The sequence below is a fragment of the Sporosarcina koreensis genome (assembly GCF_001531445.1).
Taxonomy (GTDB): Bacteria; Bacillota; Bacilli; order Bacillales_A; family Planococcaceae; genus Sporosarcina; species Sporosarcina koreensis_C.
The window spans coordinates 1-22,977 of record NZ_LQYA01000044.1; the positions used below are offsets into that span (position 1 = coordinate 1).

Annotated in this window: 22 protein-coding genes and 2 pseudogenes; 7 read left to right on the forward strand and 17 right to left on the reverse strand. The window is 45.2% G+C overall.

The genetic code is table 11. The features are described from left to right. Positions 1-832, reverse strand: a pseudogene (locus AWV70_RS06635) (sulfate adenylyltransferase); the annotation flags it as partial. A gap of 314 nt (positions 833-1,146) precedes the next feature. Here AWV70_RS06635 and brnQ point away from each other — a divergent pair. Then, on the forward strand, positions 1,147-2,463 hold the full coding sequence (gene brnQ / locus AWV70_RS06640; RefSeq protein ID WP_060205436.1) for a branched-chain amino acid transport system II carrier protein: 1,317 nt from the start codon (positions 1,147-1,149) through the stop codon (positions 2,461-2,463). A gap of 40 nt (positions 2,464-2,503) precedes the next feature. Here the strand turns inward: brnQ and AWV70_RS06645 are convergent, their stop codons facing one another. Further along, the gene (locus tag AWV70_RS06645) at positions 2,504-2,923 is read right to left on the reverse strand and encodes a hypothetical protein (RefSeq protein ID WP_060205437.1); all 420 of its coding nucleotides are present in this window, start codon (positions 2,921-2,923) and stop codon (positions 2,504-2,506) included. A 146-nt stretch (positions 2,924-3,069) separates the two neighbouring features. Here AWV70_RS06645 and AWV70_RS06650 point away from each other — a divergent pair, with 146 nt between their 5' ends. Next, positions 3,070-4,290 (forward strand): dicarboxylate/amino acid:cation symporter, encoded by a 1,221-nt coding sequence (locus AWV70_RS06650; RefSeq protein WP_060205439.1) that lies wholly within the window; start codon positions 3,070-3,072, stop codon positions 4,288-4,290. Between the two features lie 61 nt (positions 4,291-4,351). Here the strand turns inward: AWV70_RS06650 and AWV70_RS06655 are convergent, their stop codons facing one another. The 6 genes from AWV70_RS06655 to AWV70_RS06675 form a co-directional block, all read right to left on the reverse strand. Further along, on the reverse strand, positions 4,352-5,368 hold the full coding sequence (locus tag AWV70_RS06655) for an LLM class flavin-dependent oxidoreductase (RefSeq protein ID WP_060205441.1): 1,017 nt from the start codon (positions 5,366-5,368) through the stop codon (positions 4,352-4,354). 123 nt (positions 5,369-5,491) lie between these two features. Further along, the gene (locus AWV70_RS06660) at positions 5,492-6,673 is read right to left on the reverse strand and encodes a NupC/NupG family nucleoside CNT transporter (protein WP_060205443.1); all 1,182 of its coding nucleotides are present in this window, start codon (positions 6,671-6,673) and stop codon (positions 5,492-5,494) included. A 336-nt stretch (positions 6,674-7,009) separates the two neighbouring features. Next, entirely contained in the window at positions 7,010-7,126 is a 117-nt protein-coding gene (locus AWV70_RS22830) for a YjcZ family sporulation protein (RefSeq protein WP_082713504.1), read from the reverse strand. Positions 7,127-7,265: 139 nt separating this feature from the next. Beyond that, a complete protein-coding gene (locus AWV70_RS06665) occupies positions 7,266-8,672 on the reverse strand; it encodes a serine hydrolase domain-containing protein (protein WP_060205445.1) in 1,407 nt (468 codons plus the stop codon). A 377-nt stretch (positions 8,673-9,049) separates the two neighbouring features. Next, a complete protein-coding gene (locus AWV70_RS06670) occupies positions 9,050-9,850 on the reverse strand; it encodes a serine hydrolase (RefSeq protein WP_060205447.1) in 801 nt (266 codons plus the stop codon). Positions 9,851-9,863: 13 nt separating this feature from the next. Beyond that, positions 9,864-10,289, reverse strand: coding sequence for an SRPBCC family protein (locus AWV70_RS06675; protein ID WP_060205504.1), 426 nt, complete (start codon positions 10,287-10,289; stop codon positions 9,864-9,866). A gap of 602 nt (positions 10,290-10,891) precedes the next feature. Between AWV70_RS06675 and AWV70_RS06680 the strand changes: the two genes are divergently transcribed. Beyond that, a complete protein-coding gene (locus AWV70_RS06680) occupies positions 10,892-11,800 on the forward strand; it encodes a hypothetical protein (protein WP_060205450.1) in 909 nt (302 codons plus the stop codon). Positions 11,801-11,912: 112 nt separating this feature from the next. On the opposite strand, the gene AWV70_RS06685 is transcribed toward AWV70_RS06680, so the two are convergent. Together AWV70_RS06685 and AWV70_RS06690 are read right to left on the reverse strand one after the other, a co-directional pair. Further along, positions 11,913-13,487 carry an FAD-dependent oxidoreductase gene (locus AWV70_RS06685; RefSeq protein ID WP_060205452.1) on the reverse strand — a complete coding sequence of 525 codons (1,575 nt, stop codon included), beginning with the start codon at positions 13,485-13,487 and terminating at the stop codon, positions 11,913-11,915. A 227-nt stretch (positions 13,488-13,714) separates the two neighbouring features. Next, positions 13,715-14,242, reverse strand: a complete 528-nt coding sequence (locus tag AWV70_RS06690; protein WP_060205454.1) for a DUF1572 family protein — start codon at positions 14,240-14,242, stop codon at positions 13,715-13,717. 145 nt (positions 14,243-14,387) lie between these two features. On the opposite strand from AWV70_RS06690, the gene AWV70_RS06695 reads away from it, so the two are divergent. Beyond that, positions 14,388-15,203: an MBL fold metallo-hydrolase gene (locus AWV70_RS06695; protein WP_060205456.1), complete on the forward strand. Its 816-nt coding sequence runs from the start codon at positions 14,388-14,390 to the stop codon at positions 15,201-15,203. Between the two features lie 87 nt (positions 15,204-15,290). Here AWV70_RS06695 and AWV70_RS06700 read toward each other — a convergent pair whose 3' ends face one another. Continuing rightward, positions 15,291-15,491, reverse strand: coding sequence for a cold-shock protein (locus AWV70_RS06700; RefSeq protein WP_060205458.1), 201 nt, complete (start codon positions 15,489-15,491; stop codon positions 15,291-15,293). Between the two features lie 433 nt (positions 15,492-15,924). Beyond that, positions 15,925-16,380, reverse strand: coding sequence for a DIP1984 family protein (locus tag AWV70_RS06705; protein ID WP_060205460.1), 456 nt, complete (start codon positions 16,378-16,380; stop codon positions 15,925-15,927). 132 nt (positions 16,381-16,512) lie between these two features. Here AWV70_RS06705 and AWV70_RS06710 point away from each other — a divergent pair, with 132 nt between their 5' ends. Continuing rightward, complete coding sequence (locus AWV70_RS06710) at positions 16,513-16,737, forward strand: hypothetical protein (protein ID WP_060205462.1); 225 nt, start codon at positions 16,513-16,515, stop codon at positions 16,735-16,737. 45 nt (positions 16,738-16,782) lie between these two features. Here AWV70_RS06710 and AWV70_RS06715 read toward each other — a convergent pair whose 3' ends face one another. The 3 genes and pseudogenes from AWV70_RS06715 to AWV70_RS24385 all read right to left on the reverse strand — a co-directional run. Beyond that, positions 16,783-18,369: a M2 family metallopeptidase gene (locus AWV70_RS06715; RefSeq protein ID WP_060205506.1), complete on the reverse strand. Its 1,587-nt coding sequence runs from the start codon at positions 18,367-18,369 to the stop codon at positions 16,783-16,785. A gap of 162 nt (positions 18,370-18,531) precedes the next feature. Continuing rightward, entirely contained in the window at positions 18,532-19,653 is a 1,122-nt protein-coding gene (locus AWV70_RS06720) for an RNA-guided endonuclease InsQ/TnpB family protein (protein WP_060205464.1), read from the reverse strand. Continuing rightward, positions 19,616-19,732: pseudogene (locus AWV70_RS24385) on the reverse strand (IS607 family transposase); the annotation flags it as partial. The gene AWV70_RS06720 and the pseudogene AWV70_RS24385, both read right to left, overlap by 38 nt. A gap of 246 nt (positions 19,733-19,978) precedes the next feature. Between AWV70_RS24385 and AWV70_RS06725 the strand changes: the two are divergent. After that, complete coding sequence (locus AWV70_RS06725) at positions 19,979-20,278, forward strand: hypothetical protein (RefSeq protein ID WP_060205467.1); 300 nt, start codon at positions 19,979-19,981, stop codon at positions 20,276-20,278. A 187-nt stretch (positions 20,279-20,465) separates the two neighbouring features. Further along, positions 20,466-20,645, forward strand: coding sequence for a hypothetical protein (locus AWV70_RS06730; RefSeq protein ID WP_060205468.1), 180 nt, complete (start codon positions 20,466-20,468; stop codon positions 20,643-20,645). Between the two features lie 173 nt (positions 20,646-20,818). On the opposite strand, the gene AWV70_RS06735 is transcribed toward AWV70_RS06730, so the two are convergent. After that, complete coding sequence (locus tag AWV70_RS06735; protein WP_414714823.1) at positions 20,819-21,718, reverse strand: acetamidase/formamidase family protein; 900 nt, start codon at positions 21,716-21,718, stop codon at positions 20,819-20,821. 181 nt (positions 21,719-21,899) lie between these two features. Beyond that, positions 21,900-22,940, reverse strand: a complete 1,041-nt coding sequence (locus AWV70_RS06740) for a DUF4179 domain-containing protein (protein WP_060205472.1) — start codon at positions 22,938-22,940, stop codon at positions 21,900-21,902. Positions 22,941-22,977: the final 37 nt, after the last annotated feature.

A 22,977-nucleotide genomic window follows, 5' to 3' on the forward strand; every position in this document is an offset into this window, starting at 1 on the left:
TCCCCCGGAGTGGCGCGAGGATGGACCGTCCTTTCGGATAATACGTCTCCAGCACGCTCCGATACGACAGCATCCGGAATTCATGGCGGGTATATTCGCGCTTCGCCATCTCGACTAGCGGCTGGAGGAGCAGGCCATCGATTTCTTCCAAGGCGTTTTTATGGATGTATTCATGACCCCGATGCAAAGGATTTGCCCCTGTGATAAACCCAGCTGCGGACCGGAATTTCTTCACCTCATAAAATTCATGCCACGTATCTTTCGGCTCCAACCGAAGCTTTTCGAACGGTCCCCAATCAACACGTCGCAATAACCGGATCGGCCCTCCCAATGCGACATCGCCCATTCGCCTGAAGATCGCGTCCACACCCGGATGATTCCGATCGGTCGTGCCGAATAGATGAGAAGCCCGATAGTCTTTATCATAGTCAAAAATGTCTTCGATTTTTAAAATTGCTACAGGCTCGTTCTGTTCATCGGAAAGCGCTACTTCGTCCCCCACGGAAAGCGTTTTGATGACTTCCTTGTTCCGGCTGCCGATCGGTGCGAAGCTGAGCGGAACCGGCCAAACCGTACCGTTTGCCAAGCGGCCTTCATTCAACACTGACTTATAGTCAACTTCATTCATGAATCCTTCATTCGGAGACAGAACGCCTGTCGCAATCATTTCCAGCGTAATGACCGCTTCCAAATCGACCATGATGCAAGGCAGCAGTCTTGCCCTTTCCAGCTCCTCTTCCCTTTCCGTCCCCGTCAACACTTTGTCCACCAGTTTTCCCCCATGCGGTTGCTGAGGGTAATTGGCAAATCGGTTCTCCGTTACATTCAACATCTCTTCTCCTCCTCGTTCCACTGCATCTGCATAAAATAATATTCTCTTCTGAATAGTAACATACTTTCGAACTTGTAAATAGACCATTATCAGAAATTAATAATTTTTCCCTTTTTACGGATTTTCGGTAAAGGTGAGAGAGCAATTATGGTAAACTCGATTTATGGGGTTTTATGAAGATTTATGCGTGATTAATTCCGTTTATGGACCTTTTTGGGGATTTATGCGTGATTATTGCGATTTATACGGGATTATCGCCATTTATGCATATTTCCATGAGTTTATGCGCTTTTTGAATGTCGGAGGGAATCGTTATGAATGATTTTTCGAATAAGGAAACGTTAAAGTTAGGATTATTGATGTTTGCGCTATTCTTTGGCGCCGGCAATATGATATTTCCGCCATTGGTCGGTCAGCTCGCCGGGGATAATGTATGGATCACGATTGCAGGGTTTCTCATAACTGGCGTCGGGCTTCCATTTCTCGGTGTTGTGGCAGTCGCTATGAGCGGCAGCCAGTTGAGGGATCTCGCGGGCAAGGCGCATCCTATGTTCGGCCTTGTTTTCACAATCCTCGTCTATTTGGCGATCGGCCCGTTTTTTGGCGTTCCGCGAACGGCAACGGTTTCATTTGAAATGGGGTTGGCCCCTTTCCTTTCCGATTCAGCGGAAAGGATAGCATTGCTTTTATTCACAGTCCTCTTTTTCGCGATCACCGCTTGGCTTTCCTTGAAGCCGAATAAATTGGTCGACCGATTCGGGAATGTACTGACTCCGATTCTTCTGGCCCTCGTCGCCTTCATCGTCACCGTCGGCATCATCAAGCCCGCGGGAACGAGTGGACCACCGCAGGAACCCTATATCCACAATCCTTTCATCAACGGATTCATCGAAGGGTATTTGACAATGGATGCTATTGCGGCGCTTGTGTTCGGCATCATCGTCATCAATGCGATTAAGGCGAAGGGCATTTCGGACCGGAAAACGGTTGCCGCTATTACGATGAAGTCGGGCATCATCGCTGTTGTCGGGCTTTGTCTCGTGTACGTTGGACTCGCCTATCTCGGCACAACGAGTCGCCTCGTCGCACCGAATGCGGCAAACGGCGGAGAAGTGTTAACACAACTCGCCTATTCGCTGCTTGGGACGACTGGACAAGTTCTGCTAGGCGCGGCTGTGTTCCTTGCTTGCCTGACAACTTCCGTCGGTCTCGTTTCATCATGCGCCGCCTTTTTCTCTGATTCATTCCCGAAGCTTACGTATCGATGGGTTGTGCTGATCGTCTGCATTTTCAGCACATTGATTGCCAATATCGGACTTACGCAATTAATTTCGATTACATTGCCTGTGCTCGTCGGGATTTACCCACTTGCGATCGTCTTAATTACGATCAGTTTCTTTCATAACTGGTTCAAGGGCCGCAGGGAAGTGTATTTATTTGCGCTATCTGCCGCTGGAATTGTCGGATTTTTCGATATGCTGAAGGCATTCGGTCTGCCGATTGCACCTTTCGCCGACGTGCTCGACTATTTGCCCCTTTACGAAGAAGGGCTCGGCTGGATTGTCCCCGCCATTGTATTCGGGGCTCTCGGTTTCGTCATCGGTTCCTTCCGGAAAGGCGCCGGTCAATAGGAATGGAAAAGGACTCTCGCCGACAGAGAGTCCTTTTCATTCACCGTTTTTTACATGAATTCCTGCCTAAGAAGAAAAATAGTCCTGACAGTAACACCGTTCCGATGATTTGCACACCGCTCCGTGTCGATTTGAATCTTACCCGGTCGGGCGTAATTTCATAGACGCCGACGGGTTTAACTGTAAAGCCTCCACCGCCGCCATCAGCACCCGCTCCATCACCACCACCGCCGAATCCATACTTCAATTTCGCAACGGGCACCACTTTCGTCAAGCCGACTTCAATCGGTTCCCCGAAAACGAGCGATACGTCCTTATTATTGCCGAATTTCTTAAACAGCGTCGTTACAGGAGCCTCCCTGAATTCTTTCCGGCCTGCACCACTTTCAACTTGCACTTGCTCTTGCAGCTCCTGTTCCACTTGCTCTTCCACCAGCTTTCGTTCCTTCACTTGGACCATACGCAACTCCCTCCTTTCCTACTCTTTCGACGTCTTGCTGTCACATCCCTTTTTCAAAGCATGTATTTTGACACACCGGCCACACTGTATTAACGTAGAATTCAGAATTCCTTCAATACTTGCAGTTCTAAAAAGGAGGCGTCGTCATGAAAAGCATTTTTACAGCATATTTTCGGGCTTCATTAATTTTAAAAATTTCGGTCGCCTTAGTTCTTGGGATTCTTGCAGGTTTCCTACTGGGGGAACAAACCGCCTTCTTGGCACCGCTCGGTGATCTGCTTCTCCGATTGCTTACCTTTTTGATTATCCCACTTATTTTATTCACACTTATCGTCGGGGTGAATCAGACGAATATCGTCAACTTGGGACGTATGGGCAGCAAAGTTTTCATCTACTACACTGTCACTTCAGCGCTTGCGATTGTCGTCGGTCTTGTTGTCGCCGGCATTTTGCGGCCCGGCACGGGAATGCATCTCACCGGCAATGAAACATTCGACGTCCCGGACAATCCCGGCATCGTCCAAGTTATGCTCAATATTGTACCTTCCAATATCGTCACTGCATTTACGGAAATGAATTTGCTTGGCATCATTTTCACAGCGCTGGCGTTCGGCATTGCAATTTCCGTCATGCGCTCCTCGGAGAAATATGTCGGGCTGGGCGATTCGTTATTGACGACCATTACAGCTTTGAATGAAGCATCCATGCTCATTTTGAAAGCCATTCTTCAATACGTGCCAATCGGTATTTTCGCAATCATCGCGAATACGGTCGGCAGCCAAGGGGTCGATACGCTTCTCTCTTTGGGCGGCATGATCGGCGTCTTTTACATTGCGCTCCTCGTACACATCGTGCTGTATGTCATTTTCCTACTTCTTTTCGGAATCAAACCCGGTTATTTCTTCAAGTATGCACGCACGCCGATGATCACTGCATTTGTCACGCAAAGCAGCACGGGCACATTGCCCCTTACATTGGATGCGGCAAAAAAAATGGGGGTTTCAAAAAGTTTATACGGCTTCAGCTTGCCGCTCGGTGCAACTATCAATATGGATGGAGCAGCGATCCGCATAGCCGTTTCCGCCGTTTTTGCCGCCAATGTCGCCGGCACACCACTCACGATTTCCGAAATGTTGATGGTCGTGTTGATTGGCACACTCGCCTCTATCGGAACGGCCGGAGTTCCCGGCGCTGGAATTGTCATGATTGCAACCGTGTTCGTCCAACTCGGCTTGCCGATGGAGGCGGTGGCGTTGCTGACTGCCATCGATGCACTTGTAGGGATGGGGGCAACCGCCGTGAATGTAACAGGCGACCTCGTCGGGACAAGATTGATCGATCAGCATGAGAAAAGAAGGAGCATATGAAAAAGCCAAGCATCGGGGTTTCCAACCGATACTTGGCTATTTTATTCAAAACACAAGCTTATCATTCCATCAACTCAGCGACGATTTCATAGGAGCGGAGGCGGTCTGCATGGTTGAAGATTCCCGAGCTGATAATGCACTCATTCGCCTTCGTCATCTCCATGAACGCTTCCAATTTCCTCTTAACCGTTTCAGGGCTGCCAACAATCATCGATGGCCAATCCAATAACTCGGCAACAGCCCCTTTTTCAAGATCCGACCAAACAGCATCGACATCATCGAGAGGCGGCGTAAACTCCGTCGTGATCCCTCTTCTGAGATTCAGGAACATCTGCTGATGGGAAGTTGCAAGCCTAAGCGCCTTTTCATCTGTATCAGCTGCGATGATGTTTATTCCTAGCATCGTGTACGGCTTTTCAAGATCCTTCGAAGGCTTGAAATTACGATGATAAAGGTTCAGCGCATGCATCATATAAGTCGGTGCAAAATGGCTTGCAAATGAAAACGGCAAACCGAGTTCCGCAGCAAGCCGCGCACTGAAATCGCTGGACCCAAGAAGCCAGATCGGAATATCCTGCCCTTCCCCCGGAAACGCGCGGACACGCGCAGTAGGATCATGCTTGAAATAGCCGCGCAGTTCGTCTAGCTGATCAGGGAAATCGTTGCCGTTGCTTTGCAACGTCCGGCGCAGTGCATACGCCGTTGCCTGGTCGCTGCCGGGAGCCCGGCCAAGCCCAAGATCGATTCTGCCAGGATATAATGCATCAAGCGTGCCAAATTGCTCCGCGATGACGAGCGGAGCATGATTCGGGAGCATGACGCCGCCTGCACCTACACGAATCGTCTCCGTCGCACCTGCCACATGACCGATGATGACGGACGTCGCCGAGCTTGCGACGCCAGGCATATTATGGTGTTCGGCAAGCCAGAACCGGTTGAATCCCCATTTTTCGGCATGCCGGGCAAGATCGATGCTGTTTTTGAACGAATGTCCTGCGTCACTACCTTCATTGATCATCGCTAAATCGAGGATCGACAGCGGAATGCCATTGAATCTCTTCGCTACCTCATTTATCAATTCCACTCACTCCAATGGTTGTAGTCAGTCTTATTGCTTCCATTCCATAATAGCGCTTCGACACCCTCACTTCCATTGAAGGGAACTGAATGCAAAAAAGAGAGCCCTCACCAGGGACTCCCTTTACAACATGATTCCAGTAACTGCCGCTGTCAATAAACTGACCAACGTTGCCCCGTAGAGCAATTTCAAACCAAATTTAGCAACGGTATTCCCTTGCTCTTCATTCAAACCTTTAACCGCTCCTGAAATGATGCCGATTGAAGAGAAGTTTGCAAATGACACGAGGAATACGGAAATGATGCCGACCGTCCTGCTAGATAAGGATGACGTAATTTCTGCCAAGTCCATCATCGCCACGAATTCGTTCGTCAATAGTTTCGTCGCCATGATTGTTCCTGCTTGTACCACTTCCGATGCCGGAACGCCTACGATGAATGCAAATGGTGCAAATACATATCCTAATGCAGTCTGGAAGCTGATGCCGACAGCCCCTTCGAAAATACTGTTGACCATGCCAATCAATGCGACAAAACCGATCAGCATGGCGCCAACGATGACCGCGACTTTAAAACCATCCATAATATACTCGCCTAGCATTTCAAAGAAGGACTGCTTACGTTCATTCACATTTTCGATAATATCCTCTTCAGGAGACACTTCATAAGGATTAATGATATTCGCAATAATGAATCCGCCGAATAAATTCAAGACGAGCGCCGTAATGACATATTTCGGCTCGATCATCGTCATATAGGCACCTAGAATCGAAGCGGAGACCGTCGACATGGCCGACGTGCACATCGTATATAGTCGATGCTTCGGAATATGCGGAAGCTGTTTTTTAACGGAGATGAACACTTCGGACTGCCCAAAAATCGCCGAAGCGACTCCATTGAAAGATTCCAATTTCCCGAGTCCGTTCACTTTACTCAACAAAGCCCCTAGCCACCGGACAATGAACGGAAGTATTCTCAAGTATTGAAAAATCCCGATGAGCGCTGAAATGAAGACAATCGGCAATAAAACATTCAAGAAGAACGTGCTCATGCCATCGTTTTCCATTCCACCGAATACAAAGTCGATCCCTTCCTTGGCATATGCTAAAAGATGATCGAATACATTCGACACGCCTTTGATGACGATCAGGCCAAATTCCGTATTCAACAGGATGAAAGCAAAGACTAGCTGCAAGACGATCATCGTCACAACCGGTTTTACTTTAATCTTCTTTTTACCATTGCTTACTATGTATGCAAGGAAAAGAATAACAAGTAACGCCGCAATGAATAAAAGGAATTTCAAAGCGGTTTCCCCCTCTCTAGATGCATGAACTGTAGTATGGAGCATCCAATGCCATTTTCTTGTATCTTCCCGGAAAAACGTAACGGTAATCACTTTAGTTATTCGACAAATCAGGTGTTTATATACGAAACAAAATCCTCGTCAATGCACCTGGATATGTCGGATAATAATGAAAATGTCATATAGTATTTTTCCAACTTGCCTATAATAACATAAAACCCGACAGAATAATTGACAAAATTAGTACATAAAAAAAGAGAAAGAACACAACTGTGTCCTTCTCTACATTTTGTTTTTTATGCATTTTCCGTAAATTTATTTACGTAAAAATCTAACTTAACAATATTCTCCGCCCAAAAACGCTGCTCCAACAATGATCAATAAAATAAACAAAACGACAATCAATGTAAAACCGTTTCCATACCCTGTGCCGCCACCGACTTCATTCGACATGCCCAACACCTCCAAAAACCTTGATGCTGTTATTCTATGTAAGTAAATGAGCCCTGCCCATGACATTCCCCTAGAAAGGTATGTTTGCTTAAGAAGACGAAAAAAGGTCCCTCACATGACTGTGAAAGACCTGTACTCGTTAAACGATTTCCTTCATGATGTGCCTGCCGCCATAGACAATCCGCTCAATCTCTCCATTCGGATTTCCAATGAACTGCAAAATGCCTTCATCCTCATCTTCATCAATAAAAAAGTTTTCCCCTATACATTTCAGCGCCCTGCACACTTCATTCGACTCTATCGTGAGCTTGCCTTCATCCAGTCCCACTTTCACATTCATCCCCTCGCTGGAAATATAGGAACCTACAAACTTCTGCAGCTCCTCCGCATCAATTTGCCGGACTTCATACGTTGAGGAGGAAGCATCTACTTCTCTGCCCTCTGTGGTATTCATCGCGCTCATAAGCAAATCGCCTGCCGGGACATCCGAAACATTCGTCAGAATCACGCCCGCCTTCTTCTTCTCAATGATCGCGCACATGTAAGAAGAAACACCTTTCAATCCGCCGCCATGGCTGATTAACGTAGAGCCGAAATAATCGGGAACGATCCGAAGACCGTAGCCGTAGCATCTCCCCGGCTCGTATTCGACATGCGGATGAATCATCTGCGCGACACTTTCCTTCGATAAAATCCGCTCCCCACCGACAATGCCTTCATTCCAATACATTTCCAAATAACGGAGGATGTCATTTGCTGTCGACTTCAAATAACCGACCGCGCGCATCGACGGCGCATCCCACCAAAGCGGCGCTTCATAGACGCGAGAACCATCTTTCGCTTTCATGTAAAGAGTTGTTGCAGCTTCAGTTTCGTCCAATCTCTCCATTGCGAAAAAGCTGTTTTTCATACCCGCAGGCTTCAAAATGTTGTCCTCAATGAATTCCTCATAAGGCTGTCCACTCACCCTCCTGATGATAACACCAAGCAGTCCATATGAATCATTCGAGTAACTGTAAAACTGCCCCGGTTCGCCAAGCCATTCAAAATCGTCTGTCGCCATGAACGCAAGCATCTCGTCATACGTCTCGATATGCGGCCCCGGATTGCTCAACAAATCCAATCCATAATCCTTCACGGAAGGGTCCTGCTCAATACTGTTTTTCCGCGCATACACATGCGTCGCAAGCGGCGGATACCCGGCTGTATGCGTCATCAGATGATGGAGCGTAATCCGCTCGATCGGACCGCCGGATGCCTTCAGCTCTGGCAAGTAATCGACGATCTTGTCATGCACCGACAACTTCCCCGTTTCCTGAAGCTTCATGATGCCCGCACTCGTGAATGACTTTGTCATCGAAGCAATCCCAAATACCGTATCCCCCGTCACTGGCAGTTGCTGCGCTACATTCCGATAGCCGAACCCTTTTTCATATATGCGCTGTCCACCCACTTCAATACCAATCATTGCCCCCGGAATCAAATGCTTCTCGATATATTCCTGCCCGTACGTATCAATCGGCGTTACCGCTACTGTTTCCCCCATTTTCATTCCCCCATTTACTTTTCATACTAACGTTAGTTCGCCACACTCCATCGATTCCCTCTTTTCTCGCCGCATTATCCGGCGCTCACGCACAGAAACGCATAAGTCCGTACTTTCACGCATAAATCGCTGCAAAAGTCTATAAAACCAGAAATTCGCGCATAACTTCGCAAATATGCGCATAAATCGCTGTACACACGCATAAGCTCCAATAATCACGCATAACGCATTTAGTTTGCAGGAATCCTATGGGCAAATGTCCATGGAGATGGGCGTTAAATTTGTTATCACCGACTCAGACGACTTTATCACCGAATGACTACAATTCAATGCTTTTTATGATATTGGAAATGAAAAAACCAGATAAGGAATCATCTTCATCTGGCATACAAATATACTTCACTTCCGATTTGCGCAATCGTCTTCCGCGCCTCATCTTCCGAACACCCTTTAGACAGCACGGTTACCGCTATACAACGCCCACGCGCATACAAAATCGCACACTCGTGCAGAATCCCTTCCACACTACCGCCCTTCCCGGCAAACTCCCAATCTGGGATTGCACCGATGATCAGATTATTTTTAACAGGCAAGCTGTCAATCAAACCGTTCGAAAGCTGCTGTTGTTTCATAATACGGATCATCTGCTCGGAAGCATGCAGCGAAACGCATTCTCCACGGACAATCCGCGTCAATAATGCATTTACATCAGTTGCCGTTATTTCATTGCTATTGACTCGATTCGTCTGGGCAATCATCAATTTATGATGAATCTCACTTCGCTCCATCCCCAGCCCGTTCATGACAGCCTGGATCTTTTCCATTCCGATCAAATCCATCAGCATATTCGTCGCCGTATTATCGCTTTGGATAATCATCAGCGTCAGCAAATCATAGATCGGCAACTCAATGCCGGGCGACATGAACTGCAATACACCGCTGCCGCCGACGATATCGTCCCTTCGCAACAGCAAACGATCGCCTAATCGGATGTTCCCTTCCTCCGCCACAGCAAATACGGCCGCCATGATGGGCACCTTAATGATGCTTGCCGCGTAAAAAAGCTCGTTTCCATTCAATGAAAACGAGGTCCCTTCATTCAAATCTTCCACAGAAACCGACCATATCCCCTTTGCATCTTTCAATCGAGATTCTATCTTCTCCTGCAATGTCTTCATTTCCTCATCCCCTTCAATGAACCAACGAAGCTCTCAACGTTGTAATGTCATTTTCGACATACCCCTTCAAACACGTCAGCATATACACCCAGCCCTCTTTTTGGCCCAGCATCTTATTGACAATTTCGGGGTCATCCGCTTTCAAGCCGGCTTCGCTCACTTCAATAAGTGTACCTTCATCCGTTTCTAGGAATGCCATCGTGACCGTCGTTTCTCCCCAAGAGAAGACAATTTCCTTATTCTCCTCAACTTTCAAGACATGGATATTCCCTTCGGCCCCATATTCCTCATACTTCCAAGTGATTGTCTTCCCTTGTTCGACTCTGCTCGTACCTGAGGAAAACCAGTAGCCGCCCAATTTCTCAGGGGTGACGATTGCTTCGAATACCTCACTTGCAGGTTTATTGATTTTCATTTTTGTTGTTATGGTTGTATTCATCTCCGTTACATTCCTTTCATCTTCAAAATTGATTTCCTTAACAATCGGATCGACGTAGGACACTACATATACAATATGATCATTGCATGCCACCCCATATAGTGTCGGTTCCTTGCCCGGATAATCAATAGCCGTCATAGTAGGCGACAGAAAATCCTTCTCTAAATACTCCATGAAGGGTGATTCCGAATAAATGCGAAACGCATCCCCTCTGAACGTTTCCCGATCATTCCAACGTGTATAAACGTCTACTGCCACTAAAAACGTAACATAATACGGAAAATCGATTTGGTAAGTCGTCACGTCCGTGTCAGGTTGGGGATGAACTCGTAGATGCCAACCTTCCTTCGCTTTATTCACAATGAATCGCAAATTCACCCCTTCGCTTTGAGGGACACTCACCTGTTCAAATGAAATCCAATAACCTGTCTCATTTACCAAATCCTCAAACGTCAATCCATCACCCCCAATTGATTTCACTCTTCTATGTATTCGATGTAAGCGCAGAAATCCCTCTACAACTTTCTTAAAAGAATGGAAGATTCAGTATCGGTAGGTTACTATGAGAAGAGACAAAAATTTCAGTCACGGGGTGTACAGATATGAATATCAAGATAAAGCCTACTCAACAACAGCTAGATCATTGGATTGAAAACTACATACCTGAAAAGGATTTGTTTTTCCTGCGAACGAATGATGTATCTTCATTCCAAAATGAGTTGCTAGGAACATTGGTCTTTCCAAAATCAGAGTTTTTTACTCATTCCTCTTACAATGGCATTCAACTAGTGAATAGCTATATGTATTGGATGATTTCAAAGGAAGCTGCGTTCGTCATTGTCGCTCAGCCCGAATGGATCACCTCTCTTCCCGACGACAATAGACGTGAACTATTCACGCTTCAACATGAATTAGGAAGAGGGTTAGTCGGCCCGCTCTCGTTGTTGTCCGACCAGCATTCATTTCCGGAGGACTATGTTTTAAATTTAAACGGCGAAAAGATCGGTGTTTTACAAAGGAAGATGTGGGTGAAACTACCCGCTTCCATCAAAGAAGATATTGTCTACAAAACTGCGCAGCAATACGATGAATGGACATCATTGCAACCACCTGCATCGACGCCTTCCCATTTGACCAACTATGCAAATACATTTTCTACAGAGCCAGGTGCCAATTGCCTCTCCGCAACGTTATTTGCCATTAGTTCTGAGCCGCATCTGGAAGAATGGATCATTCACGAATGGATCCACGGCGACACGTTTATGCAAAAGCTGACGCAAGCTTCGTTCTCGAAAGTTGAAGACAAATTTCAAGCGGGAGACGCAGTCGTCTGGGTTGACGAAAATGGAAACGTTCAACACGCCGCTTATTGCATCGACGGACAGTTGTTTTTCAATAAAAATGGACAGACGTCTTTCAACCCGTGGAAAATTGTTGATTGGACAGAGTTGGAGGAAGAGTGGAAACGATTTACACCTAGTGTGTATCGGAGAGATTCAAGGGGATTGTGAAAAAGAATGGACCTTGAAGCGAGAAGAATGGACCCTTGTGGAAAATATGGGCCATTGCGCAAAGAATTCATGAAACAACCCATCCAGCTCGGCCAGGATGGGTCGTTTTCCTTCAGTATCCGGAATCCTCAGAGGTTAAATTGTCGATCATTTTATAGTCATAACGTTGCAACGGTTTTTCCGCCGGTCCTTCGATCACTTCACCCGTGAATGTAAACCGGGATCCATGGCACGGGCAATCCCACGTCCGGTCGCCGTTGTTCCATTCGACTTCGCAACCGATATGAGTGCACGTCGTATCGACAATGTGGATTTTCCCATCATCATCCCGGTACGCGCCTTTCCGATGACCATCCAATGTAACGACCGCGCCTTCTCCTTTAGCTAACTCATCGGGATTCGTTTTTGGCGAATCAAGCTTCCCTTTGATCAATTGCCCGACAACGTTCGCGTTTTGAACGAGGAAGTTTTTCAAACTTGGATGTGCATAAAAGCGGGATGGTGTATAGAGTTTTTGAAACACGCTATCTTTCCCGGTAACCATATCACGGAAAAGCAGTGCAGCGGCCGTTCCGTTAGACATTCCCCATTTCCGGAAGCCCGTCGCAATCAGGATATTCGGATTTCCTGACGTGATTTCGCCGATATAAGGTAGTTTATCCAATGTGACCAAATCCTGCGCCGACCACCGTTGCACAATCTTCTCGAGGCCGAAAACCTCTTCACCGAACTGCTCGAGTGCCTTGTAATGCTCCATCGTCTCTACTTCACTTTGACCGGTTTTATGATTCTCCCCGACGATGAGCACCAGCTCCTCGCCGTTGTCCATAACAGACCGGAAAGAGCGGGTCGGTTCATCCGCGCTAATGAAGATACCTGAAGGGAATTCTTTTTTTGACTTCACAGCAAGCGCATACGAACGATCTGCATACATTCTTGTAGAATAAAGACCGGTTCCCTCATAAAACGGAAAATGCGTGCAAATCAACACATGCTTGGCGGTAATCCGTTTTTCATTGCGCGTCAGCACGACAGGACGCTCGCCCGTTTCAATATTGACGGCAACGGTATCTTCAAAAATCCGTCCCCCTTTCTCCTTGAATAAAGCAATGAGATGCACCAAATATTTTGTCACATGGAACTGAGCTTGATTCTTCATGACAAGGACATTCTTCACGTCAATGTCAAAAGGGATGCTGTCGACCAATCCGCCTTCGATTTGAAGCCTTGTATAGGCATCCGCTTCCTTCTTAATTTTGTCTGCATATTTCTCGGTGACGGAGTAAATATATGCATCCACACTCGTCAAATCACAGTCGATTTGATGCTCCTCAACCGTTTTCTTAATGAATGCCAATGCATCCATATTCGCTTCATAATACAGTCTCGCCGTATTCCGCCCCATGTTTTGAATGAATTCATCGTAAATCAAATCATGCTGCGCCGTAATTTTCGCCGTCGTATGCCCCGTCGTCCCGTTCAACACCTTATCCGCTTCAATGACCGCAACTTTCAGGCCTTCCTGAGCCAATAAATACGCAGACGTAATGCCGGTGATGCCGGCACCAACGATAATGACGTCCACTTCGAGATCTTCCTCTAAATTCGGAAAGGCCGGAAAGTCAACACTCGTTCTCCAAAATGACGCCGGATGTTCAGGTAATTTTTCATTGCTTTGACTGTTCATATCATGTCCTCCTGTACTATGTACTGAAGGCAGGATTCCCATTGGTCGGTGGAACATATACATATTGAGGATTTTTCTGCTGCGAAAGGGATTTGCGGGAGGTTTTGTGTGAAGAATGGAGCCCCTGTGCGATTAACTGAGCCCTTGAGCAAATAAATGAGCTTAGCAAAAACGCCTGTGAAATGGCGACCTCTCACCATCTCACAGGCACATCATCTTCGCTTCCGTCACTTGCCATTCATCGCATTTGTGTACGCATCCGACTTCCCCTTCGGAATGCTCAGGTTCTCCCATTGCTCTCCTTTGATCTGTTTTCCAATGAACAGTATTTGGCCGATATGAGCGGCGTAGTGCGCCATCTGCCGTTCAATCGCATCGATAACGGAATGCGCCTGACCGCGAATATGAACGATCTTTTCCAAGTCTTGCTCATTCAAACTTTCCAGTGTATCCAAAAATACGCGCCAGCCATCTTCCCAACAAACCAGCAGCTGCGCCTTGGACATCCGTTTCGTTTCGAATTCCCCATCCCGGTTCCGGTCCGGCTTTTCACCGTCCGTCGTCAGGAAATTCGTCCATCTCGACACCATATTTCCGCTTATATGCTGAATAAGGACCGCGATGCTGTTCGACGCGCCATTCAGTATCCAGTGAAAGTCTTCTTCACGTAATTGGGCAAATGTCTTTTCGCCTTGCCCTTTCAATACTTCAAACCGTTCCCGAACGACGCGTAAATAGTCTACTCCAATTGACATATGGCATCCCCCTTTTTGCTACTGTATTCGATGTTAGCTAGCAAAAATCCTTTATTTAAAAGATTTTTCGGTAATGAATGAATAATCATTCATATTATGGTAGTCTACTAGTAAGCGAATCGTATGACGATAAGGGGTGAAGCTCATGTTCTTGAATACGAAATCAAACCAAGATGAAGTCAGCAATGTCCGATTTGTAAATGGAGTCGTCCGTTTCAACAACGTAAAACTGAATGTACATTGCTTTGAAACGGATGGGGTGCTGATTGATACCGGTTCCCAAACATTGGCGAAGGAATTTAAATCATTTTTTGCGCAAGCCGACGTTGATCAAGTCGTCATTACGCATGCCCATGAGGACCATACCGGGGGCGCAAACTATTTGCAAACTGAACATCATCTACCTATTTTCATGAATGAAATGTCCATTGAGGAATGCGCCAAACGAGCGGACTATCCCTTTTACAGGCAGTTTTTCTGGGGAAGAAGACGCCCTTTTGAAGCGCAGCCAATCGGGGACACATTCCGTTCGAGAAACGCGAATTGGACCGTAATTGCAACACCGGGACATGCACAAGATCATCTATCCTTTCTGAACAAGGAGACGGGGCAACTCTTTTCCGGAGACCTATATGTGCATCCAAAAACGAAAGTCATTTTACGTGAGGAAAGTATTCCTACCATCATCACCTCCATTGAAAAGACGTTGTCGTATGATTTCGGGGAAATGTTTTGCTGCCATGCGGGATATGTGAAGGACGGACGTATGGCGCTGCAGAAGAAACTTGCGTATTTAGAAGAGCTTCAGGAGAAGACCGTTGCCTTGCGAAAGGAAGGGTACGAAGTGCGTGAAATCCATGCACGGCTTTTCCCTAAAAAATACCCGATTACCTATTTTTCATTCGGCGAATGGAATTCTATTCATATTATCCGATCAATTGTAAAGGAAGAGAAAAAGTGATGAGGAGCGGGTATTCCTCGCCTTACACAATGATGAGTATAGCTAAAACAAAAAAGACCCTACATGTAGGGTCTTTTGCAAGCTTTATTAAGCTTTTTGAACGTTTGTAGCTTGTAGGCCGCGTTGTCCTTGTTCAATTTCAAATGTTACACTTTGACCTTCGTCTAAAGTTTTGAAACCGTCGCCTTGGATTGCTGAGAAGTGTACGAATACGTCCTCTCCACCTTCACGCTCGATGAAACCAAAACCTTTTTCTGCGTTGAACCACTTAACTGTACCTTGTTCCATTTTTGTTGCCTCCTCGTGCGGATCTCCACACAATGTGTTACTATCTTTGTTCAAATACTTTAGACGAATAACAAAATCTATTCTTAATCTGAAAAAGAACAAAAATAATTCTTCTTAAGAATAACAGACCTAAGATGAAATAGCAAATAGTACGATTTTTACTTCTATAAATGCTTTCATAAACAATCAAGCCCCCAACCCCACCCTCACTGCCTTCGCAAATTAGTACACGGTCGTTACAATTACATTCTACTTGTACTCATGTCACGGTACTGGGCTTCAGTTGTTCATGACGGATTTGAACCGATTGGTATAGCCCCATCTACCTACCATTAGTCCAACTTGCCCAGTTGGCGGGTTTGTACTCACCTTTGCGATGCAGCTACCGACTTGCAAATAAATCTAGTTGCGTCACATTTCCGGGCACGCCCGTTTACAACAAATCAATGCTCCAATTCATTCCTTGAATCTTTGTATCCATCTCCCTGAACTCTTTCGATAATTGGTCGACCTGCTTTTGGATTACCGAAACATCGACAGTGCTCATGATCTTGATCTCAGTTCGGCTATAGCGGTCGTTTCGGATCGATGCTTCCTCTGCAATCTTTGATAGGATCAACCGCTTGTCCCATTTCTGGTCGCGCTCGACCAATGCGTCGGCAAGCGTCCGCGTGTCATCGAATTGGACGGAGCAATTGGTTTTATTAATCCGCTGAATCAATGACGTTAATTCTTTCATATTGCCTTCAAGCTCCGCCAGCATTGCATTCGGATCTTCCGCAGGCTTTTCACCCTCTTGGATTTTCAAATTCACGCTGATCCGCCTTTTCAGCTGTTCGTTCCTTTTCTGCAAATCCGCGCGTGCAATCAATGCCTCCGCAAGCTTCATCTATACCACTCCCTTTGTTCCGTTATATCCTTTATTCGACATGGCTTGCTAAAAGTCCTTTGTTCTAAATCCGCATGCAAAACATAAAATGAATGGATTCTAACTATCATACTACTAAAGGAGATTCGAATTATGTATGCCATTCATTTCTACGAAAATAACAACTACGTGCTCAATCAAGTGCTCCGGAATATCCCCTCCGTCGATGACAATGTAACGATTAAAGGGCGAAAAGGCAAAGTGATAAGGATCGAGGAAATAAAAGAAAACGTCTATTATGTGTTTGTCGAGTTCGAAAAAGTTGTGGATAAAAAGAAATTAGCTGCCGCTGACTTAGGGAAAAAGAAAAAAAGATAAAGAATGCCGAACGGGATTTTCTAATCTTGTTCGGCATGCTTTTATTTACACAAGCACTTTTGTTACGAATTGATCAATGAAATATTGCGGGTTCAGCTTCTCTCCTGTCGCTTTCTCAATCTTTTCATTCCACGGGTAGAGCGCCCCTGGCTTGAAGTACTCCTCCACCAAATACATACCCACTTCTTGTGTGAACATGTCCTTTGAAATGTTGTTTTCAACATAAGAATGCAATTGCGACGTCGTCAATTCGCCGAGCAGATAGTTTTGATAGTACACCGGAACGAGCGTGAAATGGATTTTCGCCGCCCAATGCGGGTAGTCGACGTTTTCCGGCGGATTCACGAATTGAACGTCCCGCACGATCTTCCACCAAAGCTTGTTTAAATCCTGATCCGGATTTTCGTATAGCTCGCGCTCGAAGAACGTGAACGCCATGATCCAGCGGCCCGCGATGAGCATTTGCCTGCGCAGCGATTCCTCGATGAGCGGCGTCAGCTCCTCCACTTGGGCTTGATCCAACCCTAAAAACTGGTGAAGCCACGCCGGATTTTTACCGAAACGTCCGTATAGCATTGCGATTGCTTCCGTCGTCAATGTATGCGCGCACGTTCGTAGCAAGTACGGAAGTGTCGGATCGACATATTTGAAATAAACCGCATGGCCAAACTCGTGCAGCATCGTGACAGACCAATAGTCAGACGGTACATTATTGCATAGCACGCGGACGTCGCCTTCCCGGTTAATATCCGTACAAAACGCATGCTGGTTCTTTTTATCACGCGGATAAAGATCGCTGTTCGCCAACATATCTGTAATATCCATGCCCATGCTTTTGAACGTTTCAATTGTTAATTGCTCAAGATCTTTTCCTTCATAGAATGGGTCCAAGTCCAACTCCTTGGAAGGCGGTGCCTCTTGGAAAAACGGATCGGCATAATGCCAAGGCCGAAGCTCATCAATTGAAATGCCGAAGCGCTCCGCCAATTCGCTGTCCATCTCATGCTTCATTTCACGGAACGGTTCATCGGAAAGGTCTTTCAGCTTATGAAAGATCGAAAAGACTTCATCCCTGTCCAATTCCTGATGCTCGAAACTCATTTGGTGATAGTTTTCAAAGCCGAGTGAACGCGCGACTTCGTTCCGTTTTTTTACGAGGGTCAATAGCTTTTCCTCGACTTCCTTTCCGATCTGCTTGCTCGCATGCCACGCATCTTCGCGTTCAGCGTTATCATTGCTTTTGATTAATAGTTGCCGTACATCATTTTCCGACACGGGTTTCCCATCAATTGTCGCGCGGAATGTATTGAAGATGCCGATCAATTCCGTCGAACGTTCCACCATTTCCTTTAAATCTGCTTCCGGAATCTGCTTTCCTGCCATGCCTGTACGAAGGCTTTCGAGCTGGCGTCGCTGCACTGCCGTCAAATCATCTTGCGCGAGATACGTCTTCACTTGCTCGAATCGATCCGAATTTGCCAAGTACGTATTGAATGCCGTTTGCGCCTCCGCTGTCTTTTGATTCCATTCATCTTCCCCTGTTGTTGCCGCCATCCAAGAGTTGCTGGCGCTCGTCATATGCAAGTCCTTGATTGCTTTGTTTTGCTCCTCCAAAAACTGTTCAACTGTCATGTTCTCTTCCGTTGCCAAAACCTTATAAAACTCTATAAAGTATGTTTTATTCTTGCTTCACCCTGTCCGATTTTGCCGAAGTTACTTTCGTTTGGTCTAACAGTCCACAAGCGTAAATTCGGGTACAACGATCCCTACATATTAACAGTGTCTTGATGGTGACTATACTGTTAATCTTCCATAGCCCGCCAAATTCAATGATGCATTCACATCCCGATCCAACTTCAAGCCACATTCACATGAATACACGCGGTTAGACAGTTTTAAATTGTTCTTAATCGTTCCGTATGATGAACACATTTTGGAAGACCGGTAAAAACGGTCAGCTTGAATGAATTCAATTCCATATTTTTCACACTTGTATTTCATTCGGCGAATGAACTCACGGAATCTTTGGTTAGCAATTGCTCTTGAAAGATGGCGATTTTTCAACATACCACTTACATTCAAATTCTCCATTACAACGGTGCTTGGTTTGGTTTTCACGATAGCGTTCGTTGCTTGGTGAATATGATTGTTTCGGATGTTTGCCAATCGTCTGTGCAGGTGTTGTATCTCTTTTTCGAGTTTTATAATGTTGCTTGTTTTGACGAAACGGTTTCCCTCCTTATTCATTTCGTATTTGCGAGAAACACTTCGTTGCAACCTACGCAAGCGTTTCTCGTTCTTTCTTATTTCTTTCGTTTTGTTGACATTCTTGAATACTTGACCGTTGGAACAAACCGCTAACTCTTTAATCCCTAAGTCAATTCCAACAATTTCATCGGTTAGTTCGAGCTGTTCAAATTCCTGTTCGATTCCTACGGAGATATACCAATATTTATTGTCAAAGCTGATTCTCGGATTGGTATATGTTACGCCTATAGGAATCTGTTCACTAGTTTTTATCCAACCCACTTTTTCAATCAAAACAAGGTTCTTTTTCACCTCCAATTTACCATTGTCATTGTAAAAAGACGGTTTAGACTTCTTTCGACTTTTGAATGTAGGATACCTCGCCTTACCGTTAAAAAACCTTAGAAAGGCGTTGCAAGCATCCTTTATAGCTTGTTTTGTAACATTGTTTGAAACACCAAATAACCATTTAAATGCTTCTGTTTGTTTCAGATCTGTCAGTTCTTTCCGCAAATCATTATTAGAGATAAACTTTTTTCCCTGCTTAAAGTTTTCTTGTTGTCTGTTTAAGGCCCAATTATACGCCCATCTGGCAGTACCCACAGACTTCCATAACTGTTCTTCTTGTTCCTTAGTCGGTCGGAGTCTGATTTTCTTCGATAGAATCATTCTCTAACAACTCCCCAATGATCTTCTTAGCTTTGTTCGCCCGCTTTTCTTGGAGTTTACAACTAAACAAAACTACAATTTAGCCTACAGAGTACTATTTTATCTAATCCCCCTATAATCACATCAATCTTTATAATAAAATGATAGGTCTTATATTATTCTATAATCTTATACAGACTGTCTCATCCTCCTTTTTTCTGTCGTTCCTTCTTTATTTCTATGCGGAAGTGCAATTATCCTTCTTTATAGATGTGAAAATGGACTGCAGCTCTTGTCGAAATCGGGTATAATAGGCATATAAAAGTTATGAGAGGAGGTGTGAAAAATGAGCGAATCCATTAATCAAAATGTAATTTTACAAGCGATCTCGGAATTATCCTTGCTTGTGAAAGGAATTGAAAGTGATTTGAAAGAAACTCGGAGTGAATTGAAGGAAACTCGAAGTGAATTGAAGGATTTACAATCAACCGTCGATTCGAATCACAAGAAAGTGATGAAGCGAATTGATGTAACTGAAGACAAACTTAGTGAAGAAATAAAACAAGTCGATCGAAAGATGCTGATCTTAACAAAAGAAATATTAGAAACAAAAGCCGATGTGCTACGCATTGAGCAAGCAAAATGAATAGATGCCAATGACCAAATCCTTTCGCTTGTTTGGTCATTGGCATCTTTTTTTCCACTACCCCTTCACAATTATGATGACATCATAATTCATTTCGCATCCATTTCCAATTCCTTCTTTTCATTGCGGATAGCAGCGTATACTTCTTTCGCAGACGTGCATAGTACGTGTAGGAGGTGAGAAGTCGGTGAACAAAAACAATAAAAAGACGATGAATGAGAGAACGCATAATAGCTTTGACACGTACAAAGAGGCACACAACACAAACAGCAATACGAATAATCCCGGCGAAAACCGCACCCAGGAATTCGCGGAAGACTTTGACGCGAAAGCCCAAACTGAGCGGCGGAATGATAACAAACAATGAGAAAACAAGGTGCCTGTGCATGGTGCATTTATGACAATTCAACAAGATGAATATAAATACAAGAAAACTCCAACCAATGATTGATTTGGTTGAAGTTTTGTATTTCCACATGCAATTGTAGTTTATAAACTGAATAGTATGCTGCACAGGCACCAAAAATATTCTTTCTTGTTTTATTCAAAAAACGTGACCCCTAACTGATCCAGTACCCATTTCGGCACGACGAATCTTGCTGTCATGAGCGGGTCGACGATTTGGCAAATTTCCGATTGTCCGACTGCGCTCATGAGCATTGTCACTTCGCTTACTGGAAGAGATGACTTATCTGCAATACGTTCGATCATTCCGACCGCAGCCGTTTTTGCAGCTTCGTCTAGCGTCGGAGCGGATACAATTTGAGAGAACACTTCTTCATTCTCCAGCATCGGATGGCGCAAGGCCACGCCTTTGATGACATCAAGCGTCACAGTCACTTCCCCTGCCACTTCAACGCCCGATACGCTCACTTCGCCATCGCCCATCGCGGCATGCAGATCGCCGAGCGCGAACAATGCACCTTCCGCAAATACCGGGAAGTACAGGGTCGCTCCTTCCGTCACCATTTTATTATCCATATTCCCGCCATGCGCGCCAGGTGTACCACAATTCACACCTTCTCCTTCAGGCGCTACGCCGATGACGCCGATCATTTTATTCACAGGAATTTGCAGATTGTTGAACTGGACATGCTCATCGCGAATCGGCAAAATTTTCGATTCCATCTTTGATAACGCGTGCCCCATTACACCTAAATCCGGACCTACGACCATAACGCCTTGTTCCCCGATGTCGATACGCTCGATCTTCACTTTCAACACGTCGCCTGGCATCGCGCCTTCTATGAAAAGCGGTCCTGTCGCCGGATTGATTTTATTCCAATCGATCGCAGTCACTTCCGTTTGCTCGGATTGAATTTGATTTTGAAAACAATCGTATGTCTGAATCGTCACCGTCGAACCTGCCGGAACCTTCCGTATCGGTTCATGCAGCTTATTGAAATCATATATGATGCCTTCCTCGTACCCAACCACCATCATCACCCTATCCCCTTCCGATGCAAAATAGTTTCCATGAGTATACTAAACTTTATTGACTTGTTCCAGTTTTCTAGAAAATAGATAGTTCCTTCACTGTAAGAAACGTCTACATCCGAAATAAAAAACCCACCTCCTGAAACAACGTCAAGAAAGCGGGTTCTCATAATTAGTAATCGACTTATTTTCTAAGCAGCTCGACTTCACCTATACCATCTATAATTATTTGTACTCTTTCAAATTGGTCATAAGAAGTGATCGGAAAATTAGTAGAAATAATTGTTTGACCATTTTCGGCTTCCATCGAAAAGCTGTCATTCCTATATTCATTGCCTTTGTCATCCATCAGTTTCATTGCAAAAACGAAAGGCGTTTCGTCCTCAAATAGCTGATCTACTGCAAACTTCAAGTTGAATGAAGTCGGATCCGCCTTAGCTGCCAAAACCTGAATGCCGGACGAGGAGTCTGCCATGACATATTCAACAGACTGGTTATTATTTCTATCGTTTTGGTTGGCTATAGGCAGGTTCCATTCTCCGTTAATTTTTTGAAGTGTACCCTTTTCATAAAAAATATTAATGCTCTCGACTTCCAGGACCGCATCCTTTAAAATCGGGAAGGATCCTCTATTGGAACTAAACACCACATCATATTGAACAATTCCGGTTTCCTCATTCAGAACAGGATTATTTTGTTCTAAGCCGGATGCATATCCACCGTCTCCCTTCAAAACCTTTGTATCTGGTATAAATTCTTCTATATATTCCCCATCGCCATTTTTCACCCTGAAATCCATACTCACTTCTGAAATCCCGGCTTCAAGCATTGATGGTTTAACGAATTCCACCAAAAAACTCAATCCTAATTTATTGCCATCTGCAAAACTGCGTTGCAAAGTTATTCCAATTTCTTGATCAACAGCTGTACTTGGATTTTCTTGGCCGAAGCCATTGGACATTGCTTGTTCAATCCCACGATCTTCGAAAGAAAAGAACGCTTGAATCTTTGCTCTAACTTCATCATTATTCAAGAGAAGTCCGCCCGCAATAACGAAAGCGCATGCAGCCACCGCCGCTTTTTTCCATCCGAATTTCTTTTGCCGCCGTTTTGCTTGGGATTGGATTGTTGCATATGTTGCATCCAATGTTTCCCTGACAACCGCCGGCATTTCCGGTTCTTCATTCACGAACTGTTCCATTTCCTTTTCAACGTCTGCTTTCATTTACAACCGCTCCCTCGCTTTTATAATAGGTGCTCCG

Bases quoted from the DNA above. Each gene is read 5' to 3' on its own strand.
- AWV70_RS22830 (WP_082713504.1), bottom strand. From the start codon at position 7,126: ATGTCGAATGAAGTCGGTGGCGGCACAGGGTATGGAAACGGTTTTACA.
- AWV70_RS06700 (WP_060205458.1), bottom strand. From the start codon at position 15,491: ATGGAACAAGGTACAGTTAAGTGGTTCAACGCAGAAAAAGGTTTTGGT.
- AWV70_RS06675 (WP_060205504.1), bottom strand. From the start codon at position 10,289: ATGAATACAACCATAACAACAAAAATGAAAATCAATAAACCTGCAAGT.
- AWV70_RS06710 (WP_060205462.1), top strand. From the start codon at position 16,513: ATGTATGCCATTCATTTCTACGAAAATAACAACTACGTGCTCAATCAA.
- AWV70_RS06735 (WP_414714823.1), bottom strand. From the start codon at position 21,718: ATGGTGGTTGGGTACGAGGAAGGCATCATATATGATTTCAATAAGCTG.
- AWV70_RS06720 (WP_060205464.1), bottom strand. From the start codon at position 19,653: ATGATTCTATCGAAGAAAATCAGACTCCGACCGACTAAGGAACAAGAA.
- AWV70_RS06725 (WP_060205467.1), top strand. From the start codon at position 19,979: ATGAGCGAATCCATTAATCAAAATGTAATTTTACAAGCGATCTCGGAA.
- AWV70_RS06685 (WP_060205452.1), bottom strand. From the start codon at position 13,487: ATGAACAGTCAAAGCAATGAAAAATTACCTGAACATCCGGCGTCATTT.
- AWV70_RS06690 (WP_060205454.1), bottom strand. From the start codon at position 14,242: ATGTCAATTGGAGTAGACTATTTACGCGTCGTTCGGGAACGGTTTGAA.
- AWV70_RS06650 (WP_060205439.1), top strand. From the start codon at position 3,070: ATGAAAAGCATTTTTACAGCATATTTTCGGGCTTCATTAATTTTAAAA.
- AWV70_RS06705 (WP_060205460.1), bottom strand. From the start codon at position 16,380: ATGAAGCTTGCGGAGGCATTGATTGCACGCGCGGATTTGCAGAAAAGG.
- AWV70_RS06740 (WP_060205472.1), bottom strand. From the start codon at position 22,940: ATGAAAGCAGACGTTGAAAAGGAAATGGAACAGTTCGTGAATGAAGAA.
- AWV70_RS06695 (WP_060205456.1), top strand. From the start codon at position 14,388: ATGTTCTTGAATACGAAATCAAACCAAGATGAAGTCAGCAATGTCCGA.
- AWV70_RS06680 (WP_060205450.1), top strand. From the start codon at position 10,892: ATGAATATCAAGATAAAGCCTACTCAACAACAGCTAGATCATTGGATT.
- AWV70_RS06665 (WP_060205445.1), bottom strand. From the start codon at position 8,672: ATGGGGGAAACAGTAGCGGTAACGCCGATTGATACGTACGGGCAGGAA.
- AWV70_RS06645 (WP_060205437.1), bottom strand. From the start codon at position 2,923: ATGGTCCAAGTGAAGGAACGAAAGCTGGTGGAAGAGCAAGTGGAACAG.
- brnQ (WP_060205436.1), top strand. From the start codon at position 1,147: ATGAATGATTTTTCGAATAAGGAAACGTTAAAGTTAGGATTATTGATG.
- AWV70_RS06715 (WP_060205506.1), bottom strand. From the start codon at position 18,369: ATGACAGTTGAACAGTTTTTGGAGGAGCAAAACAAAGCAATCAAGGAC.
- AWV70_RS06670 (WP_060205447.1), bottom strand. From the start codon at position 9,850: ATGAAGACATTGCAGGAGAAGATAGAATCTCGATTGAAAGATGCAAAG.